Origin of the sequence: Rhodococcus sp. 14-1411-2a, from assembly GCF_002259485.1 — a bacterium.
Lineage (GTDB): Bacteria > Actinomycetota > Actinomycetes > Mycobacteriales > Mycobacteriaceae > Rhodococcoides.
In genome coordinates this window covers 429164-445906 of record NZ_NPGA01000020.1, presented here as the reverse complement: position 1 = coordinate 445906, position 16743 = coordinate 429164, and the positions used below count along the sequence as shown (strand labels likewise).

The window sequence follows — 16743 nt, the reverse complement described above, 5'->3', positions numbered from 1 at the left end:
CCGACGCAGTTTCGGGCGCGTGGTTGAGACGACCGTAGGAGGACGGCCTACGCTTCTGTGCGTGTCCAAGGTCTCGACTGCCGCCAAGCGGCTAGTGCTCGGTAAGCCGTTCCGCAGCGACAAGCTCGGTCATACGTTGCTTCCCAAGCGGATCGCGTTGCCGGTGTTCGCCTCGGACGCCATGTCGTCGGTTGCGTATGCACCCGAGGAGATCTTTCTGGTGCTGTCTGTCGCGGGCATCTCGGCAGTCGCGTTCACCCCGTGGATCGGTCTCGCCGTCTGCGTGGTGATGGCCGTCGTCGTGGCCAGCTACCGACAGAACGTGCATGCCTATCCCTCCGGTGGTGGCGACTACGAGGTCGCGACCACCAACCTTGGCCCCGCAGCCGGATTGACGGTCGGCAGCGCACTGCTGGTCGACTACGTGTTGACCGTGGCCGTGTCCATCTCGGCGGCCGCGTCGAACATCGGGTCTGCGGTGCCGTTCGTGGCCCAGCACAAGGTGCTGTTCGCTGTCGTGGCCATCGTCCTGGTCACCTCCGTCAATCTTCGTGGCATCCGGGAGTCCGGAACTGCGTTCGCCATCCCGACGTACGCCTTCATGGGTGGCATGGTCCTGATGCTGGGGTGGGGCTTGTTCCGGGTCTACGTTCTCGGCGACGACATCCATGCCGAATCGGCAGCCTTCGATCTGCGGGCCGAGGATTCGCACCTGTACGGCATCGCGTTCGCATTCCTCATCGCGCGAGCGTTCTCGTCCGGTTGTGCGGCACTGACCGGGGTGGAGGCGATCAGCAACGGGGTACCGGCATTCGAGAAGCCGAAGTCGCGCAATGCCGCGACGACGCTGCTGCTGCTCGGAGTCATCGGGATCACACTGCTGATGGGCATCATCCTGCTCGCGCAGAAGATCGGCATCAAATACGCGATGGATCCCGAATACCAACTCGTCGGAGCGCCGGAGGGCTACCAACAGAAGACGCTCATCGCTCAGTTGGCGGAGGCGGTCTTCAGCGGATTCCCCATCGGGTTCTTCTTCATCACCACCGTCACGGCCCTCATCCTCGTTCTTGCGGCCAACACTGCGTTCAACGGATTCCCGGTGCTCGGTTCGGTGCTGGCACAGGATCGGTATCTGCCGCGCCAGCTGCACACTCGCGGTGACCGCTTGGCCTTCAGCAACGGCATCCTCTTTCTGTCCGGTGCCGCGATCGCCTTCGTCGTCGTGTTCGGCGCCGAGGTCACCAAACTCATTCAGCTCTACATCGTCGGTGTGTTCGTCTCGTTTACCCTCAGTCAGACCGGCATGGTTCGGCACTGGACGCGGCTGTTGGCCACCGAGACCGATCCCGAGCAACGCCGGCGCATGCAGCGCTCGCGGGTGGTCAACGGGGTCGGTCTCGGCATGACCGGAACGGTGCTGGTCATCGTGTTGATCACCAAGTTCGCCGCCGGTGCGTGGATCGCGATCGTGGCGATGGTGGCGATCTTCGTCCTGATGCGCATGATCAGAAAGCACTACGACACCGTGGCCCGTGAACTCGAGAACGAGGAATGGGACGGAGTGCTGCCCAGCCGGACGCACTCGATCGTGTTGGTCTCGAAGCTGCACATGCCGACCCTGCGCGCGTTGGCGTACGCCAGGGCGACCAGGCCCGACACACTCGAGGCGGTGACCGTCAACGTCGACGAAGCCGACACGCGCGCGCTGGTCAGGGAGTGGGAGGCGAGTGACGTCACGGTGCCGCTCAAGGTCGTCGAGTCGCCGTACCGAGAGGTCACCAAACCGGTTCTCGATTACGTCAAGCGAGTTCGCCGCGATTCGCCTCGGGACGTCGTCACGGTCTTCATTCCCGAGTACGTGGTCGGTCACTGGTGGGAGCAGGTTCTGCACAATCAGAGCGCGCTGCGACTGAAATCCCGACTGCTGTTCCAGCCTGGCGTGATGGTCACCAGCGTGCCGTGGCAGCTTCGGTCGTCCGAGAAGGCCAAGCGTGAGGTGCTCGGCAATGCGCCCGGTGCGTCGCGTCGCGGCTACGAGCCTCCGGCCGGCAAGTGAGCGAGAGTTGGTTCGGGCTCCTGCTCGAGGTCGAATTGGGCGCGCCAGGGCACGGCGGGTTCTGTGTGGCCCGCCACGACGGCCGGGTGATGTTCGTGCGTCACGGATTGCCCGGTGAACGGGTCCTGGCCAAGGTGACCGAGGACCGGGGCGGATCGTTCTGTCGCGCCGATGCCGTGGAGATTCTGTCTGCCTCTCCGGACCGGGTGGACGCGCGCTGTCCCATCTCCGGACCCGGCGGCTCGGGCTGTTGCGATTACTCCCACGCGAGTGCCGATGCCGGACGGCGACTGAAGTCCTTCGTCGTCGCCGAACAACTTCGCCGCGTCGCCGGAATCGAGCGTGAGGTGCACGTCGAGGAACTACCGGGGTCCGGCGACGGCACCGGGTGGCGAACCCGTGTGCGACTCGCCGTCGATTCCGGCGGACGGCCCGGCTATCACCGCTATCGCAGTAGCTCGATCGTCACCGAACTGACGTGTCCGCAAATGGATTCCGCGGCCTTCGAGGGTCTGGCGGATCAGCAATGGCGGCCGGGTGCCGAGCTGCAGGTGGTGCTCGACGGGGAAGGTGAGCGGCACGTGGTGGAGATCGCGCCCGCGCAGCTCTCGCCCACCGGACGCCGATCGCCGGGGCGTCGTGGCGCGGCCGCGCGTCGGGCTGCGTCGTCGCGGTCCCGGCCGGAGAAGGCCGTGATCGGATCGGGTCGGGTCACCGAACAAGTCTCGAACAGGGCGTGGACCCTCGACGCCACCGGATTCTGGCAGGCCCACCGCGGCGCGCCGCAGGTGTACACCGATGTGGTGGGCGACTGGGCGGACGCCACAGCCGGTGACGGTGCGTGGGATCTGTACGGCGGTGTCGGTGTGTTCGCCGCCGCGCTGGCCGATCGGGTGGGTCCGAGCGGCCGAGTCACCAGCGTCGAATTCTCCCGTCGCGCCGCCGAGGACGGCCGTTCGGCGCTGCAGGATCTACCGCAGGTCTCGTTCGTGCCGGGTCGGGTCGAGCGGTCGTTCGAGACGTTGACCGAGCCGGTAGCGGTTGCGGTGCTCGATCCACCTCGGGCGGGTGCCGGACGGGACGTGATCGACGCCCTCGCCGTCAGGTCTCCGCGTTCGGTGGTGCACATCGGATGTGATCCGGCCTCGTTCGCACGGGATGTGAGCTTGTATCGAGCTGCGGGATACGAACTGGTCGACATGCGCGCGTTCGACGCCTTTCCTTCGACCAGCCACGTCGAATGCATCGGCCGTTTCGTTCGTCGGTGAGGGCGGCGACCGATCAGGTCCGGTACGCAACTTCGGCGACTGGGGCGAAGGTGTGCGTGGGAACGGTCACGATGCGCTGGGCGCCGCATGTGCACCCCTGATATCCGACGAGTCCCTCGCTCGTGTCGTGGGTGGAGTGGGTGGTCCAGGTGTGTGTGGTGTGTTCGGTGTGCATGCGTCCATCGTGATGTAATGGTCTTGTGCACATCAACCCTTACGGCGAATATGCGGTGAAACTCGGTATCGACCTGCTCAATTCACCGCCCACGTCGGCAACCGAACTGGGCAACCGCTGCGTCGACGCCGGCCTCGTACCGGACTGGACAGCAACCGACGCCGATCTTCTCGACACCCTCGAGTTCCTGCGTGACTGGGCCCGTGTGGTGGATGCAACCACCGAGAACGACCGGGCCGACGAGCTCAATACGCTGTTGGCACAGGCGTCGGCGTACCCGCGGCTGACCAACCATGCCGACGACGGCTGGCACATGCACTATCGCGATCCCAACATCGGACTCGGCGGCGTCATCAGGGCCTTGGTCAGCGTCGGCACAGCGTTGCATCTGACCGGACGCGGAATGTCTCGCCTCGATCGCTGCGCCGCCGCCGACTGCACGCTCGCGTTCGCCGACACCTCGAGGACAGGCAGGCAACGCTACTGCGGAACGGTGTGCTCCAATCGCGACGCGGTCCGCAGGCATCGAGCACGCGCAGCCTCGTGATCGAGGCGATGCGCACCGTGTGCGCTAGGACTTTCGGTTGTACAAGCGCATCGTGATGGGCCCGAACACCGCCAGCAACACCGCGCACAGCATCAGCGTCACCCCCAGCCGACCGGTGTCCACATCGCCCTGCATCAGTCCGCGCAGTGACGTGACGAGGAAGCTGACCGGGTTGACGTCGACGAATGCGCGCAGCCAACCGGGCATCGTGCTGGGGTCGACGAAGATGTTGCTCGCGAAGGTGAGCGGAAACAGGATGAACATCGACACGCCCATCACCGCGGCCTCGGTGCGCACGATCATCGCGATCATGGTCCAGATCCAGGACAGGCAGAACGAGAACACCAGCAGCAGGGCGATGGACGCCACGACGCCGAGGACACCACCTTGCGGCCTGAAGCCGAGGACCAACCCGAGGATCAGCACGATCACCGACGCCAGCGTGTAGCGAACGACGTCACCGAGAAGTGCACCGACCACGGGCGACGGACGCCAGATGGGCAGCGAACGGAATCGATCGAACACGCCCTTCTCGATGTCCTTGTTCATGGTCACGCCGGTGTACATCGTGATCATCACCACGGTCTGCACGAGGATGCCGGGGAGCAGGAACTGGATGTACGCCTCGGTCGACCCGGCCAGCGCGCCACCGAACAGGTAGGTGAAGAGCAACGTGAACATGATGGGAAAGGCCGTCACGTCGAACAATTGCTCGGGTACGTGCTTGATCTTGAGCAGCGCACGCCACCCGAAGCTCAACGACGTCGACAACGACGACGGACGCGGCGGACGAGGCCCGGCGGCACCGAGCACGTCGATGATGGTCGACGCCTGTGGCGTCGACTGCTGAGCTTCGGTCGTCATGACGCAACCTCCCGGTCGGATTCGACCGTGGTGCCGGCCTGATAGGTCGTTCCTGCAGGCTCCACTCCCGCCCCTCGGGTCGTTCCTGCAGGCTCCACTCCCGCCCCATGCCCGGTGAGGGCGAGAAACACCTCGTCCAAGCTCGGTTGCCCCAGCGTGAACGACGCGATGGGAATGCCTGCAGTGTCGAGTGCAGGCAGCACGGGCGCGGCCTGTGCCGGATTGTCCAACCGTGCGGTCACGGTGAACGGATCCGGGTCCTCGGTGACGTTGTCGCCGAGCAGATCTCGCAGGATCCGTGCAGCGGCCGTTCGCTGGGACGTTTCGAGAACTCGCAGGTGCAGTGAATTCGATCCCACCGATGCCTTCAGCTCGCCCGTCGTCCCTTCGGCGATGACCTTGCCTCGATCGATGACTGCGACACGCCCGGCCAGTTGATCGGCCTCGTCCAGATACTGTGTCGTCAGTAACACCGTCGTTCCGCCTGCGACCAACGCACGGACGATCTCCCACACGTGGTTTCGGCTGCGAGGGTCGAGTCCCGTGGTGGGCTCGTCGAGGAAGATCAGTTCGGGAGTGACGATGATGCTGGCGGCGATGTCGATGCGACGGCGCATGCCGCCGGAGTAGGTCTTGACCTGCCGCGGTCCGGCATCGGCGATGTCGAACGCCGTCAGCAACTGCTCGGCTCGTGATCGGACGGCAGGCCGTGAGTAGCCGAGCAGTCGAGCGAGCAGCACCAGATTCTCCGTACCGGTGAGATCCTCGTCCAGGGAAGCGAATTGTCCTGTCAGAGCTACCTTCTGCCGTACGGCCTCCGGTTCGTTCGCGACGTCGTGGCCCAGGACCCGGGCGTTGCCTCCGTCGATCGGAAGCAGGGTGGCCAGCATCCGGATGGTCGTCGTCTTGCCTGCGCCGTTGGGCCCGAGCACGCCGTAGACACCACCGGACGGGATGGACAGGTCGACTCCGTCGACAGCGATGTTCGTGCCGAAACGTTTGACCAGACCGTGTGTCTCGATCGCCGCCATGTCTCTCGTTCCCTCCGGTGGGCCGGTCGCCCGATTCCCCGCGATTGTCCGATTCTCCACCAAGGATGAAGCGCGGTCCACAACTCCGCAAACGAATTTCGGTTCCGAACCATCCTCCGGTCGGTTTGTTCCGAATATGTACTGCGGCGGGAAAACGCGGAGGTTTCGATATGAGAGCGATATGACCACTAGTGTCGTGATCGATGAACTCGATCATGAACCCGTCTGTTGGGACGACCTTCCGATGAGCGCGCCGTTGTCGGATGCGTCCGGATCGTCGGATGCCGGCCGTGACCGGCCGACGTCCGATGCCTCGGAGAACTACGCGGCAGAGGATGCGGTGTGCGCTGTTCCCAGTCCACAGCTCAAGAACCTGCGTGCCGACGAAACGGATCGTCTCCGTCGGTTGATGGCGTCGGTCGCACAGGGCGATCGGGCGGCGTTCGCCGAGTTGTACGACGCGACGTCGTCGCGGGTGTACGGCATGGTGCTGCGGGTGCTTCGCGACCCGGGGTACAGCGAGGAGACCGCACAGGAGGTCTTCCTTCAGATCTGGCGTGCGGCACCGAACTACGACCCGAACCAGGGCAGTCCACTGGCCTGGATCATGACGCTGGCGCACCGTCGCGCCGTCGATCGCGTTCGGAGCGAGCAGTCGGGTACCGACCGTGAGGCCGCGTACGGCGCAGTCAGTCACACACCGGAGCACGACGAGGTACTCGAGACGGTGACGCAGCGGCTCGAATCCGAGGCCGTGGTTGCCTGTCTCGATACTTTGACCGATACGCAGAGCGAGTCGGTCCGAATGGCTTATTACAGCGGTTACACCTATCGCGAAGTTGCGGAGCGGCTCGGGGTCGCGGTTCCTACCATCAAGTCGCGCATACGAGACGGATTGATCAAATTGAAGACATGCCTGGGGGTGATCCCGCAATGAACGAATCGTCACGACAACGACTGCTCGACGACGCGGTGGTCTATGCCCTGCACGCGACCACCGAAGCCGAACGACGCGACATCGAGACCGAACGGCTGCGCGTCGACGAGACCGCACGCGCCCAGTTCGACGTCCTCGTGGGCGAGATCCACGAGACGCTGGCCTTGGCAGCGGCGGCCGACGCCGCTCCTGCACCCGAGCGCCTCCGGCAACGGGTGCTCGATCAGGTCGCCGTCAGCGATCAGGAGCCCACGGTCCACAAGCTGCCACCGAACGTCACGCCACTGCACCGGCATCGGCGGGAACGCTCGAAGGCCTGGCGGTACTCGATGGTCTCGGCTGCGGCCGCGGTGGTCGTCGCCGTCGGCGGCGTAGTGGTGGTCAGCCAGACCATGGGCAACGATGCGCAGCCGACTCAGGCGGATCAGATCGTGGCCGCGCCCGATTCACGACAGGTGACGGCGGAGTTCCCCGGTGGCGGCTCGGCGACCGTGGCGTACTCGCTGTCCCAGAACGCGGTAGTCGTCGATCTCGACGGAGTCCCGCAGCCACCACCCGGCCGCGTCTACCAAATGTGGTTCGTGGACGGTTCACCTCGCTCTGCCGGCGTGGTGACCGAGGATCAGCTCACCTCCGAGGACGGCACGGTGGTCGACGGTCTCGGGTCGTCGACGAACTTCGCGTTCTCGCTCGAACCCGCGGGCGGGTCTGCGCAGCCCACCGAGGTGCTCACGATGCTGACGCTGGGTGCCTGAGAACAGCACACGCACAGTCGCCTCGGGCGGTTCTACGTTCGGTCAGAGGCCGATGTCGAACCGCCCGAGCGTTCTGATCACCGCTGCCATCTGGCCGTAGGCTCCGGTGGCGAGATTTTCCAGCAGCGCCAACTTGACCTCCGGTGCGTCGCGTGTGAGAGCCCGGAAGTGCGCCGCCGACACCACCACGAGATCGACCGGTGTGTCGGCGACCATGTCGAGCAGGAACGGTACCGACATCAGCAGAGGCATCTCACCGAAGCTCATCCCGGGGGAGAGTGTGGTGATGCGGTGCTTGCCACCGTCGGCGGCGACGGCCGTGGACGTCACCTCACCACGCAGCATCAGGAACAGGCCCGCAGCCGCATCTCCCTGGCGAACGATCACATCTCCGCGCGCGTAGTGCCGCTTCTCCAGATACGGAGTCACCGCGTCGAACTGCGCGGCGGACAGCCCGGCCAGCAACGGATGCTCGGCCGTGGTGACCACGGTCGGTTGTCGCACACCCGCGCAATGACGATCGAGCAATAGATTCTCGGCCCACTGGATGGCCGCACCCAGGCTCGAGTAGGTTCGGCCCGCGGGGTCCGCCGGGTCGAGACTCGACGTCGTGTGACCCATGATCGCCCTGGGATCCACCAGACCCACCACACAGCCGTGCTCCGCGAGATCCTGACGTAGATCCTCGAACATCGTCCGGGCGATGTCACTGACCTCGTCGACGCCGCGCACATCGATGACGAGGGCATCGAGTTCCCGATCGAGGTCGCCGATCTCACGGACGGCAGTCTCGGCACCGGAGAACAGTAGATCCCCGTGCAGTTCGTACACGCGGGCGCGATCGCCCACGGCAGCCAAGGTGGCCTGTTCCACGTCCGATCGCCGTTTGCGTGAGGGTGCCTCGGTGACCACGTATCGGCGCCGGATCGAGGATTTCGCCGCTCGGGTGACGTGCAGGAAGTGCAGTTCGAGTCGTGTCGAGAGTTCTCGGCAGGCGGCGACTCCACGCACGCTGTTCCCGTGCGAGTCGAGCCGCGGGGAGTAGACGGCGATGCCCATCTGCCCCGGAAGTACCGCCAGGATCCCGCCTCCCACCCCACTCTTGGCCGGCAGGCCGACCCTCGCGACCCAGTCGCCTGCGCCGTCGTACATCCCACACGTGGTCATGACCGACAGCACTCGTTCGACCAGTGCAGGTGCCAATGCGCGTTCACGCGTGCGTGGATTGACGCCGTTGTTGGCCATCGTTGCCGCCATCATGGCGAGGTCCGCGGCGGTGACGTCGATCGAGCACTGGCGGAAGTACAGATCGACAGCGGCGTCGGGATCGTGGTCGATGATGTCGAACGAACGGAGCATGTACCCGATTGCGCGGTTGCGATTGCCGGTGCGGGCCTCCGACCGGTAGACGGCGTCGTTGAACGTCAGAGACCGTCCCGCATACCGCGAGTACGAGGCTCGAATGCGCTCGAATCGATCCTCGGCACTTCGCCCGACGATCAGCGACGCCGACGTGATGGCACCTGCGTTGATCATCGGGTTGCGTGGTCGCTCGGTGACGGGGTCGAGACTGATCTCGTTGAACGGTTCACCGGACGGCTCGACGTCGATCTTGCGCGCCACGGCGTCCAGGCCCCGGTCGGCCAACGCCAACGCGTAGGTGAACGGCTTGGAGATCGATTGGATCGTGAAGGGGAGTCGAGTGTCGCCGACCTCGTAGACGTAACCGTCCGTGGTCGTCAGCGCGATACCGAACCCGTCCGGCGCGACGGCAGCGAGCTCGGGAATGTAGTCCGCCACCTGCCCGGACGTATCGTCGCGGCACAGTTCGTGAACTCGGCGCAGGATGGCATCGACCACGTTGCTCATAGGCCACACTGTATGTGTGATGTCCGTTTCGTCACTGCCCAGGTTAGGGGCGGCTGACCCAGGGCATCTCCACGTTCGACGGTACTGTCGGCGTCACGATGCTGGGCGGAGCAGCAGTGCTCGATAACTCCGTAGACTTAAATTTCCATTGTGTTTTCCGGCCGGAGGGAGCGATCTCGTTGGGTGTCCTAGCTCGAATTCAGACGCCCGAGGACTTGCGCGACCTCGGCAGTGCGGAGCTGGCCGAACTGGCCCGCGAGATCCGTGCGTTCCTCGTCGAGAAGGTGTCCGCTACCGGCGGCCACCTCGGTCCCAATCTCGGCGTGGTGGAACTGACAGTGGCGATTCATCGCATCTTCGACTCCCCGCGCGATCCCGTCATCTTCGACACCGGTCATCAGGCATACGTGCACAAGATGCTGACCGGGCGCACCGGTCTGTTCGACACGCTCCGTAAGCAGGGCGGCCTGTCGGGCTACCCGTCACGGGTCGAGAGCGAACACGACTGGGTCGAGTCCTCGCACGCGTCGGCCTCTCTCTCCTACGCCGACGGCCTGGCCAAAGCGTTCGCTCTGAAGGGCGAGACCGACCGGCACGTCGTCGCCGTGGTCGGCGACGGTGCGCTCACCGGCGGAATGTGTTGGGAGGCCCTCAACAACATCGCCGCAGGCCGCGACCGATCCCTGGTGATCGTCGTCAACGACAACGGTCGCTCCTATGCCCCGACCATCGGGGGCCTGGCCGATCATCTGGCGGCTCTACGGCTCCAGCCCGGGTACGAGAAGGTGCTGGACAACGGTCGTCGTATCGTTCGTCGCATTCCGATCGTCGGGCCCACGGCCTACGCGATGTTGCACGGCATGAAGGCCGGGGTGAAGGACGCCATCAGCCCGCAGGTGATGTTCACCGATCTCGGTATCAAATACCTGGGGCCTGTCGACGGCCACGACCAGCACGCGATGGAATCGGCATTGCGCCGAGCCAAGGCATACGGCGGTCCGGTCATCGTCCACGCGGTGACGCGCAAAGGCATGGGCTACGTTCACGCCGAGAACGACGTCGCAGACCAGATGCACGCCACCGGGATCATCGATCCGTTGACCGGACTGGCGCGATCCAAGTCGGCACCGGACTGGACCTCGGTGTTCTCGGCGGCATTGATCGAGCAGGGTGAGCAGAACGAGGACGTCGTGGCGATCACCGCAGCGATGGCCGCGCCCACCGGTCTCGCCGCGTTCGGAGTGCGGTTCCCCGACCGATTGTTCGACGTCGGAATCGCCGAGCAGCACGCGATGACGTCGGCTGCCGGGCTGGCGCTGGGCGGCATGCATCCGGTGGTCGCGATCTACTCCACCTTCCTCAATCGAGCGTTCGACCAGCTGCTGATGGACGTGGCGCTGCTCGGACTGCCGGTCACCGTGGTACTGGACCGCGCCGGTGTCACCGGGGCCGACGGTGCCAGCCACAACGGCATGTGGGACATGTCTCTGCTCGGCATCGTCCCCGGCATGAAGGTGGCGGCACCGCGCGATGCCGAGACTCTGCGAGAAGAGTTGGCCGAGGCGATCGCCACGTCCGACGGACCCACTGCCCTGCGCTTTCCGAAGGGCGCAGTGACCGAGACCGTACCGGCAGTACGCAGACTGGACGGAATCGTCGACGTACTGAGCGAGCCGTCGGGTGCCACGGGCGATGTGCTGATCGTGGCCGTCGGAGTGTTCGGTCCGCTGGCCGTGCACGCCGCGGACAAACTCCGACAGGACGGCATCTCGGCGGCCGTCGTCGACCCCAGATGGGTGCTGCCCATCCCGCAGGCGCTGCTGAAATTGGCGGAGGACTACCGGATGGTGGTCACCCTCGAAGACAGTGGCCTGCACGGTGGTATCGGTTCGACTCTGTCCGCGGCTCTTCGCGCGGCAGGTGTCGACACCCCGTGTCGCGATCTCGGTGTGCCACAACGATTCCTGGACCATGCATCGCGCGAGCAGCTTCACCACGAACTCGGTCTCAACTGCGAGGACGTCGTGCAGCGGGTTTCGCACTGGGTCAAGAGCCTCTGACGCCGGCTTCTCGCCGGACGTCGACGCCGTAGAACGCGCGGCGTCCGGTCACCGCGCGGCGTCCGGTCACCGCGCCCGCGACTGCCATCGGTACCGTCATCACGAGTCAGAAGAGCACCGACGGTTCCCACCGTTGCGTTGCCGAGTGACGATAATTTTCTTTGCGAATATGTGACCTGTGTGACTGGTGTGTCGTTGCTGGACAAACCGGGACGACTGGCATGTTTTGTCCATGACCCTCGTCTTCGACGGTAGAACCGACGTCTCGGACAGCCGAATCGATCCGGCTCTCGGCGACGGTGACTCCGACTGGGCTGCCGTCGAACCCGTGGATTGCACTCCTGCTCTGGATTCCCGGAACGACGGGGTGGAGCGACGGCATTCGCGGTGGTTCGTGGCGATGTCGGCAGTGATCGGTGTGGTGGCATTCGCTGCTCACGATCGTTTGCTGTCGTTCGACTCGTTGTACGGATTGTTCGGCAACGGTGTCGACGCTCTCGTCTACCGGCACGGCGGCGCAACCGTGCTCAGTGGCGAAGGGCTGTACTCGTTCTCGTTGTTCGGCACGCTGCCGTTCACGTATCCGCCGTTCGCCGCGGTGCTGTTCGCGCCTCTGGGCTTGCTGTCCGATACCGCCACCGGATTGCTGGTGAACATATCCAACGTCGTGTTGCTCTACGGAGTGGTCCATCTCAGCTGGCGTCGACTCGGTTACGAGAACAGCACGCGGACCAAGGTGGTGAGTGTGGCTCTTGCAGTGGGCTGCTCGTGGCTCGAGCCGGTGCGCATGTCGCTGTGGTTGGGCCAGATCAATCTGCTGTTGCTCGCCTTGGTGCTGTGGGATCTCGGTCGGCCCGAGGGCAGTAGGTTCCGAGGGTTCGGTGTCGGAATTGCGGCCGGTCTGAAGCTGACCCCGGGCCTGTTCGTCGTCATGTCGATCGTGCAGAAGCAGTGGCGAACGGCATGGACCGCGGCCGTCACCGGTCTTGTCACGGTGCTGATCGGGTTCGTGGTCGTGTTTTCCGACGCTTGGCGCTATTGGACCTCCGCGATCCTCGCCTCGGACCGAGTGGGGTCGACCACGTCTCCCGCGAATCAGTCGGTTCGGGGGATGGTGGCGCGGGCGTGGGGAACCGAGCATCCGCCTGTGTTCGTGTGGTTGCCGGTGGCGGTGGTTGTCCTTGCCGCAGGCATGTGGGTGTCGTATCGAGCTCACCGGGCGGGTAGAACACTGCTGGCGATGACGCTGTGCGGTATCACGGCCCCGATGGTCTCGCCGTTCTCCTGGGGCCATCACTGGGTGTGGTGCGTTCCGCTGCTGGTGATCGGACTCGACGCGTGTTCGCGGTCGAGCACACGACACCGCATCCTCCGCGTTCTCGGAGTACTCGCCGCCACAGCGCCTTTCGTGGCCTGGTATCGCACTCAGGGCGATGTGGTGGTGATCGGCACGTTCATGCAGTCCGTATCGCCGATTCTCGACGGAGGACTGCGGAACGCGTATTGCGTTGTCTACGTGATCGTTCTGACGGTAGCGGCGACAGGATTGCGCAAGGACTCGACGATCCGTTACAACCCGGCGGCCAATTCTTCGATCTGAACGCGATCTATCAGATGGGCCAGGGCGAAGGGGTCGTGTGCGAACATCCGCTCCACACTTGCTTTGTCGGTGCCTTCGACGATCATCGTGGCACCACTGTGATCGGCGAGCGGGCTCGACGATCGGAGGATCTTGCGGCGCTCGAGTTCTCGCAACCAGGCGCGGTGATCGGTGCGGTGATCGTCACGGCCCGAGGAGGTCTCGGGGGTGTACGCGTATTCGACGACGAACATCGGCATGTCAGGTCTCCATGTCCTCGAGCTCCATTCCTTTGGTTTCCTTGATCTTGTACTTGACGAAGAAGAAGGACACGATCGCGAAGAACGCAAAGAACGAATAGATGAATCCGAGTCCGATGGTGTCGGACAACGGCGGAAACGCGAGTGTGATGGCGAAGTTGGCAATCCAGTTCGCGGCAGTACTGATACCGAGTGCGACTGCTCGCATTCGGTTGGGGAACATCTCTCCTAGCATCACCCACATGATCGGGCCCCAGGTTGCGGCGAAGAACACGACGAAAAGGTTGGCACCGACGAGAGCCACAGGGCCCCAGGGCGACGGCAATTCGAGTTGGTCCCCGCTACCCACTGCCTGGCTGAACGAGACGGCCGCGAGTACGAGGCCGACGAACATTCCGATCGAGCCGATCATGAGCAGATTTCGTCGGCCGAATCGGTCGACGAACAAGATGGCGACGAATGTCATCGTGACATTGATGACCGAAGTGATGACCGACGTGACGAACGATTGATTCTCGCTGAAGCCGACGGACTTCCACAGAGTCGTCGAATAGTAAAAGATCGCGTTGATTCCGACGAACTGCTGCAGGATCGCCATGGTGATACCGACCCAGACGATCGGGTGCAGCCCGAACTTCGGTCCACGGATATCGGCGAAGGATGATTTCGATTCCCGACGCAAGGTCAGTCGGATCTGTTTCACCCTCTCGTTCGGGTTCACCTCCCCGGTGATGTCTCCCAGAATGCGGGCCGCTTCCTCGTCGAGATGTTTTCCGACGAGGTATCGGGGCGACTCGGGAATCAGCGTGGCGAGAAAGCCGTAGACGAGTGCCGGTGCGACGCCGACGAGGAACATCCATCGCCAGGCCTCGAGTCCGAACCACAGGTCGTTCGACGGCCCACCTGCCGCGTTCTGCAGCACCGCGTCCGACAGCAGAGCAGCGAAGATTCCGATGGTGATGGCCAGCTGCTGCAGCGAGGCCAATCCACCTCGATAGCGGGCCGGGGCGATCTCCGAGATGTATGCGGGCGCGATCACCGATGCGATGCCGATGCCGAGGCCGCCGAGTACACGCCAGAGCATGAGATCCGGGACGCTGAACGCGAATCCGGATCCCACCGACGAGATGGTGAACAGTGCGGAACCGAGCAGCATCACCTTCTTTCGGCCCCAGCTGTCGGCGAGTCGGCCGGCGAACCAGGCACCGACCGCGCAACCGAGAAGTGCGATGGCCACCGCGAAGCCGGTGACGAACGACGACAGTGCGAAGTTCTCCTGGATGGAGTCCACCGCGCCGTTGACGACGGACGAATCGAACCCGAACAGGAAGCCGCCGACAGCGGCGGCAATCGTGACTCCGATGACTTTGGCAGTGTGCCGATCGGTGGATTGCGTCATCACGTGACCCAGCTTTCGAGGTGAACCAGCATCCTTGGTGGTCGATCGCCATCATCGTCCTCGCACCGACGGAATGGGAGCGAAATCGACTCGATATTCGTGGCTTACAGGAATCGGCTCACCGAAAAAGGTGAATTGTCCGATATTCCGTCTGTCGAACTCGAAGTTGTGGACGGAAAACTGCCGAAAGTCGTCCACAGCTTCGAGTTCGGCGGCAGATGGCTAGCGCGCCTGGGCGGCCGACCATTGATCGAAGGTCTGGAGACCGTGATCCGACTCGGTCGTGGTGACCAGCGTTCCGTCTCGCATCGCGCGACCGTACGCGCCGGGAATCGGGACCTCGAGCACCAGGCCGCGAGCACCGATGGCCCGTGCGTAGCGCCTAACCATCTCGGCCATGCGTTCCTCACGTGGTCCACCGAGATCGGCGACCCGACCTGCCGGGGACCGCTCCGCGAGGTCGATCAGTCGTTCGGCGACCTCGCGGGCCGCGATCGGTTGCGAGACCATCTTCGGGATGATGCTCACCGGACCGAACGACGCCTGCGCGCGGATCTGGCCGGCGAACTCGTGGAACTGAGTGGCTCGAAGAATTGTCCAGGGCACTGCTCCAGCACGAACGAGGCTCTCCTGCTCCACCTTTCCGGCGTAGTAGCCGTGCGGTGCCTCGTCTATTCCGACGATCGACAGCGCCAGGTGATGGCCGACACAGGCCGCGCTCTCCGCCTCGAGCAGGTTTCGCGTGACGGCGGCGAAGAACGCCGTCGACTCTTTCGCCGAGACCGTCCGCGTCGACGCGACGTCCACGACCGCCTCGACTCCGGACAGGGCGTCGGACAGTCCTGCCCCGGTGACGAGATCCACACCCGCAGATCGCGACAGAACGACCACGTCGTGGCCGCGTTCACGCGCAACCTCGACCACGTGCACTCCGACTGTTCCGGTTCCCCCGGCTACGGCTAGCTTCATCGCGTATCCACCTGTTTCTCGAGAGTTGATCGGACCGCGTGTGGCGGGCCTCTACTCTCTGACGACACAGCCGCGACGAATGTATGGCGTGCATCAGACCCAACGCCGGAGTTTGTCCGGATTGAGCACGATCCAGACGCTCGAGACCACGTCGTCGGCGACGTCGAACCCGATGACGCCGAACACCGCGCTGCCGCGCCGCATCACGATGCCCGACAGGCCGTTGACGGGTTCGATGGACCACTCGAGGTCGGTCGATTTGGCGGTGATGCCGCGAACGAACCGAGCGACTCGATCGGATCCGAGGACGGCGTTGCGGGCCGCGGAGACGTGACCGCCTCCGTCGCTGACGAGGGCGACGTCGGGCGCGAGCACCGAGACGAGGGATGCGAGATCTCCGCCCGCCGAGGCCGAGGCGAAAGCCCGCACGAGGCGGTCGTGGTCGATGGGGTCGGCGACGGAGCGGTGACGGGAATGCACGTGAGCTCGTGCGGCAGAGGCGAGTTGGCGGCAGGCGGCCGGTGATCGATCCAGGACGGTGGCGATCTCGTCGAACGGGACGGCGAACGCGTCGTGCAGTACGAAGGCGACTCGCTGCGCCGGACCGAGTGACTCGAGCACGACGAGCAGCGCGAGGGTCACCGAATCTCGTTGCACTACTCGGTCGGCCGGGTCCATCGTGGTCGCGTCGCGGGAATCGACGCCGGGGACAGGTTCCGGCAACCACTGACCGACGTAGTTCTCGCGTCGAGCGCGAGCGGAACTCAGTACGTCGAGGCAGATGCGGCCTACCACTCGGGTGAGCCACGCCGCTGGGACGTCGATGGCGTCGCGTTCGGCGTCGGTGAGTCGGTACCAGCGAACGAGAGCCTCGGAGGCGGCGTCTTCGGCGTCGCTGTAGGAACCCAGCATGCGGTAGCCGATTCCGATCAACCGACTGCGTTCGCTGTTCATCGGATCAGACCTTATCT

Annotated in this window: 14 protein-coding genes; 7 read left to right on the top strand and 7 right to left on the bottom strand. The window is 64.5% G+C overall.

Annotation, left to right across the window (positions count from 1 at the left end; genetic code table 11):
- The first annotated feature begins 61 nt into the window (after nt 1–61).
- From CH291_RS23020 to CH291_RS23010, 3 genes are all read left to right on the top strand, one after another.
- Nucleotides 62–2059 carry an APC family permease gene (locus CH291_RS23020; protein ID WP_068050635.1) on the top strand — a complete coding sequence of 666 codons (1998 nt, stop codon included), beginning with the start codon at nt 62–64 and terminating at the stop codon, nt 2057–2059.
- The gene (locus tag CH291_RS23015; protein WP_068050634.1) at nt 2056–3327 is read left to right on the top strand and encodes a class I SAM-dependent RNA methyltransferase; all 1272 of its coding nucleotides are present in this window, start codon (nt 2056–2058) and stop codon (nt 3325–3327) included. The genes CH291_RS23020 and CH291_RS23015 overlap by 4 nt, the downstream gene beginning before the upstream one ends.
- A gap of 200 nt (nt 3328–3527) precedes the next feature.
- Nucleotides 3528–4049, top strand: coding sequence for a CGNR zinc finger domain-containing protein (locus CH291_RS23010; protein ID WP_179276637.1), 522 nt, complete (start codon nt 3528–3530; stop codon nt 4047–4049).
- Nucleotides 4050–4073: 24 nt separating this feature from the next.
- Here the strand turns inward: CH291_RS23010 and CH291_RS23005 are convergent, their stop codons facing one another.
- Both CH291_RS23005 and CH291_RS23000 read right to left on the bottom strand, forming a co-directional pair.
- Entirely contained in the window at nt 4074–4913 is an 840-nt protein-coding gene (locus CH291_RS23005) for an ABC transporter permease (protein WP_094688735.1), read from the bottom strand.
- The gene (locus CH291_RS23000) at nt 4910–5944 is read right to left on the bottom strand and encodes an ATP-binding cassette domain-containing protein (protein WP_094688734.1); all 1035 of its coding nucleotides are present in this window, start codon (nt 5942–5944) and stop codon (nt 4910–4912) included. The genes CH291_RS23005 and CH291_RS23000 overlap by 4 nt, the downstream gene beginning before the upstream one ends.
- A 181-nt stretch (nt 5945–6125) precedes the next feature.
- On the opposite strand from CH291_RS23000, the gene CH291_RS22995 reads away from it, so the two are divergent.
- Together CH291_RS22995 and CH291_RS22990 are read left to right on the top strand one after the other, a co-directional pair.
- Nucleotides 6126–6881: a sigma-70 family RNA polymerase sigma factor gene (locus tag CH291_RS22995; protein WP_094642013.1), complete on the top strand. Its 756-nt coding sequence runs from the start codon at nt 6126–6128 to the stop codon at nt 6879–6881.
- A complete protein-coding gene (locus CH291_RS22990; protein WP_094642011.1) occupies nt 6878–7636 on the top strand; it encodes an anti-sigma factor in 759 nt (252 codons plus the stop codon). The genes CH291_RS22995 and CH291_RS22990 overlap by 4 nt, the downstream gene beginning before the upstream one ends.
- A 42-nt stretch (nt 7637–7678) precedes the next feature.
- Here CH291_RS22990 and glsA read toward each other — a convergent pair whose 3' ends face one another.
- On the bottom strand, nt 7679–9505 hold the full coding sequence (glsA, locus tag CH291_RS22985; RefSeq protein ID WP_094669058.1) for a glutaminase A: 1827 nt from the start codon (nt 9503–9505) through the stop codon (nt 7679–7681).
- 179 nt (nt 9506–9684) lie between these two features.
- Here glsA and dxs point away from each other — a divergent pair, with 179 nt between their 5' ends.
- Nucleotides 9685–11565, top strand: a complete 1881-nt coding sequence (gene dxs / locus CH291_RS22980; RefSeq protein ID WP_094688733.1) for a 1-deoxy-D-xylulose-5-phosphate synthase — start codon at nt 9685–9687, stop codon at nt 11563–11565.
- Nucleotides 11566–11797: 232 nt separating this feature from the next.
- Nucleotides 11798–13165: a glycosyltransferase 87 family protein gene (locus CH291_RS22975; RefSeq protein WP_094688732.1), complete on the top strand. Its 1368-nt coding sequence runs from the start codon at nt 11798–11800 to the stop codon at nt 13163–13165.
- Here CH291_RS22975 and CH291_RS22970 read toward each other — a convergent pair.
- From CH291_RS22970 to sigJ, 4 genes are all read right to left on the bottom strand, one after another.
- Nucleotides 13135–13404, bottom strand: a complete 270-nt coding sequence (locus CH291_RS22970) for a YciI family protein (protein ID WP_094688731.1) — start codon at nt 13402–13404, stop codon at nt 13135–13137. The genes CH291_RS22975 and CH291_RS22970 overlap by 31 nt on opposite strands.
- A 1-nt stretch (nt 13405) precedes the next feature.
- Nucleotides 13406–14803: a sugar porter family MFS transporter gene (locus CH291_RS22965; RefSeq protein ID WP_094688730.1), complete on the bottom strand. Its 1398-nt coding sequence runs from the start codon at nt 14801–14803 to the stop codon at nt 13406–13408.
- A gap of 222 nt (nt 14804–15025) precedes the next feature.
- Nucleotides 15026–15772, bottom strand: coding sequence for an SDR family oxidoreductase (locus CH291_RS22960; RefSeq protein WP_094688729.1), 747 nt, complete (start codon nt 15770–15772; stop codon nt 15026–15028).
- Between the two features lie 93 nt (nt 15773–15865).
- Entirely contained in the window at nt 15866–16726 is an 861-nt protein-coding gene (gene sigJ / locus CH291_RS22955; protein WP_094688728.1) for an RNA polymerase sigma factor SigJ, read from the bottom strand.
- Between the last annotated feature and the right edge of the window lie 17 nt (nt 16727–16743).

Coding starts and splice junctions, on each gene's coding strand:
- CH291_RS22995 (WP_094642013.1), top strand. CDS start 6,126: ATGACCACTAGTGTCGTGATCGATGAACTCGATCATGAACCCGTCTGT.
- CH291_RS22975 (WP_094688732.1), top strand. CDS start 11,798: ATGACCCTCGTCTTCGACGGTAGAACCGACGTCTCGGACAGCCGAATC.
- CH291_RS23000 (WP_094688734.1), bottom strand. CDS start 5,944: ATGGCGGCGATCGAGACACACGGTCTGGTCAAACGTTTCGGCACGAAC.
- sigJ (WP_094688728.1), bottom strand. CDS start 16,726: ATGAACAGCGAACGCAGTCGGTTGATCGGAATCGGCTACCGCATGCTG.
- CH291_RS22970 (WP_094688731.1), bottom strand. CDS start 13,404: ATGCCGATGTTCGTCGTCGAATACGCGTACACCCCCGAGACCTCCTCG.
- CH291_RS22960 (WP_094688729.1), bottom strand. CDS start 15,772: ATGAAGCTAGCCGTAGCCGGGGGAACCGGAACAGTCGGAGTGCACGTG.
- glsA (WP_094669058.1), bottom strand. CDS start 9,505: ATGAGCAACGTGGTCGATGCCATCCTGCGCCGAGTTCACGAACTGTGC.
- CH291_RS22990 (WP_094642011.1), top strand. CDS start 6,878: ATGAACGAATCGTCACGACAACGACTGCTCGACGACGCGGTGGTCTAT.
- CH291_RS23005 (WP_094688735.1), bottom strand. CDS start 4,913: ATGACGACCGAAGCTCAGCAGTCGACGCCACAGGCGTCGACCATCATC.
- CH291_RS22965 (WP_094688730.1), bottom strand. CDS start 14,803: ATGACGCAATCCACCGATCGGCACACTGCCAAAGTCATCGGAGTCACG.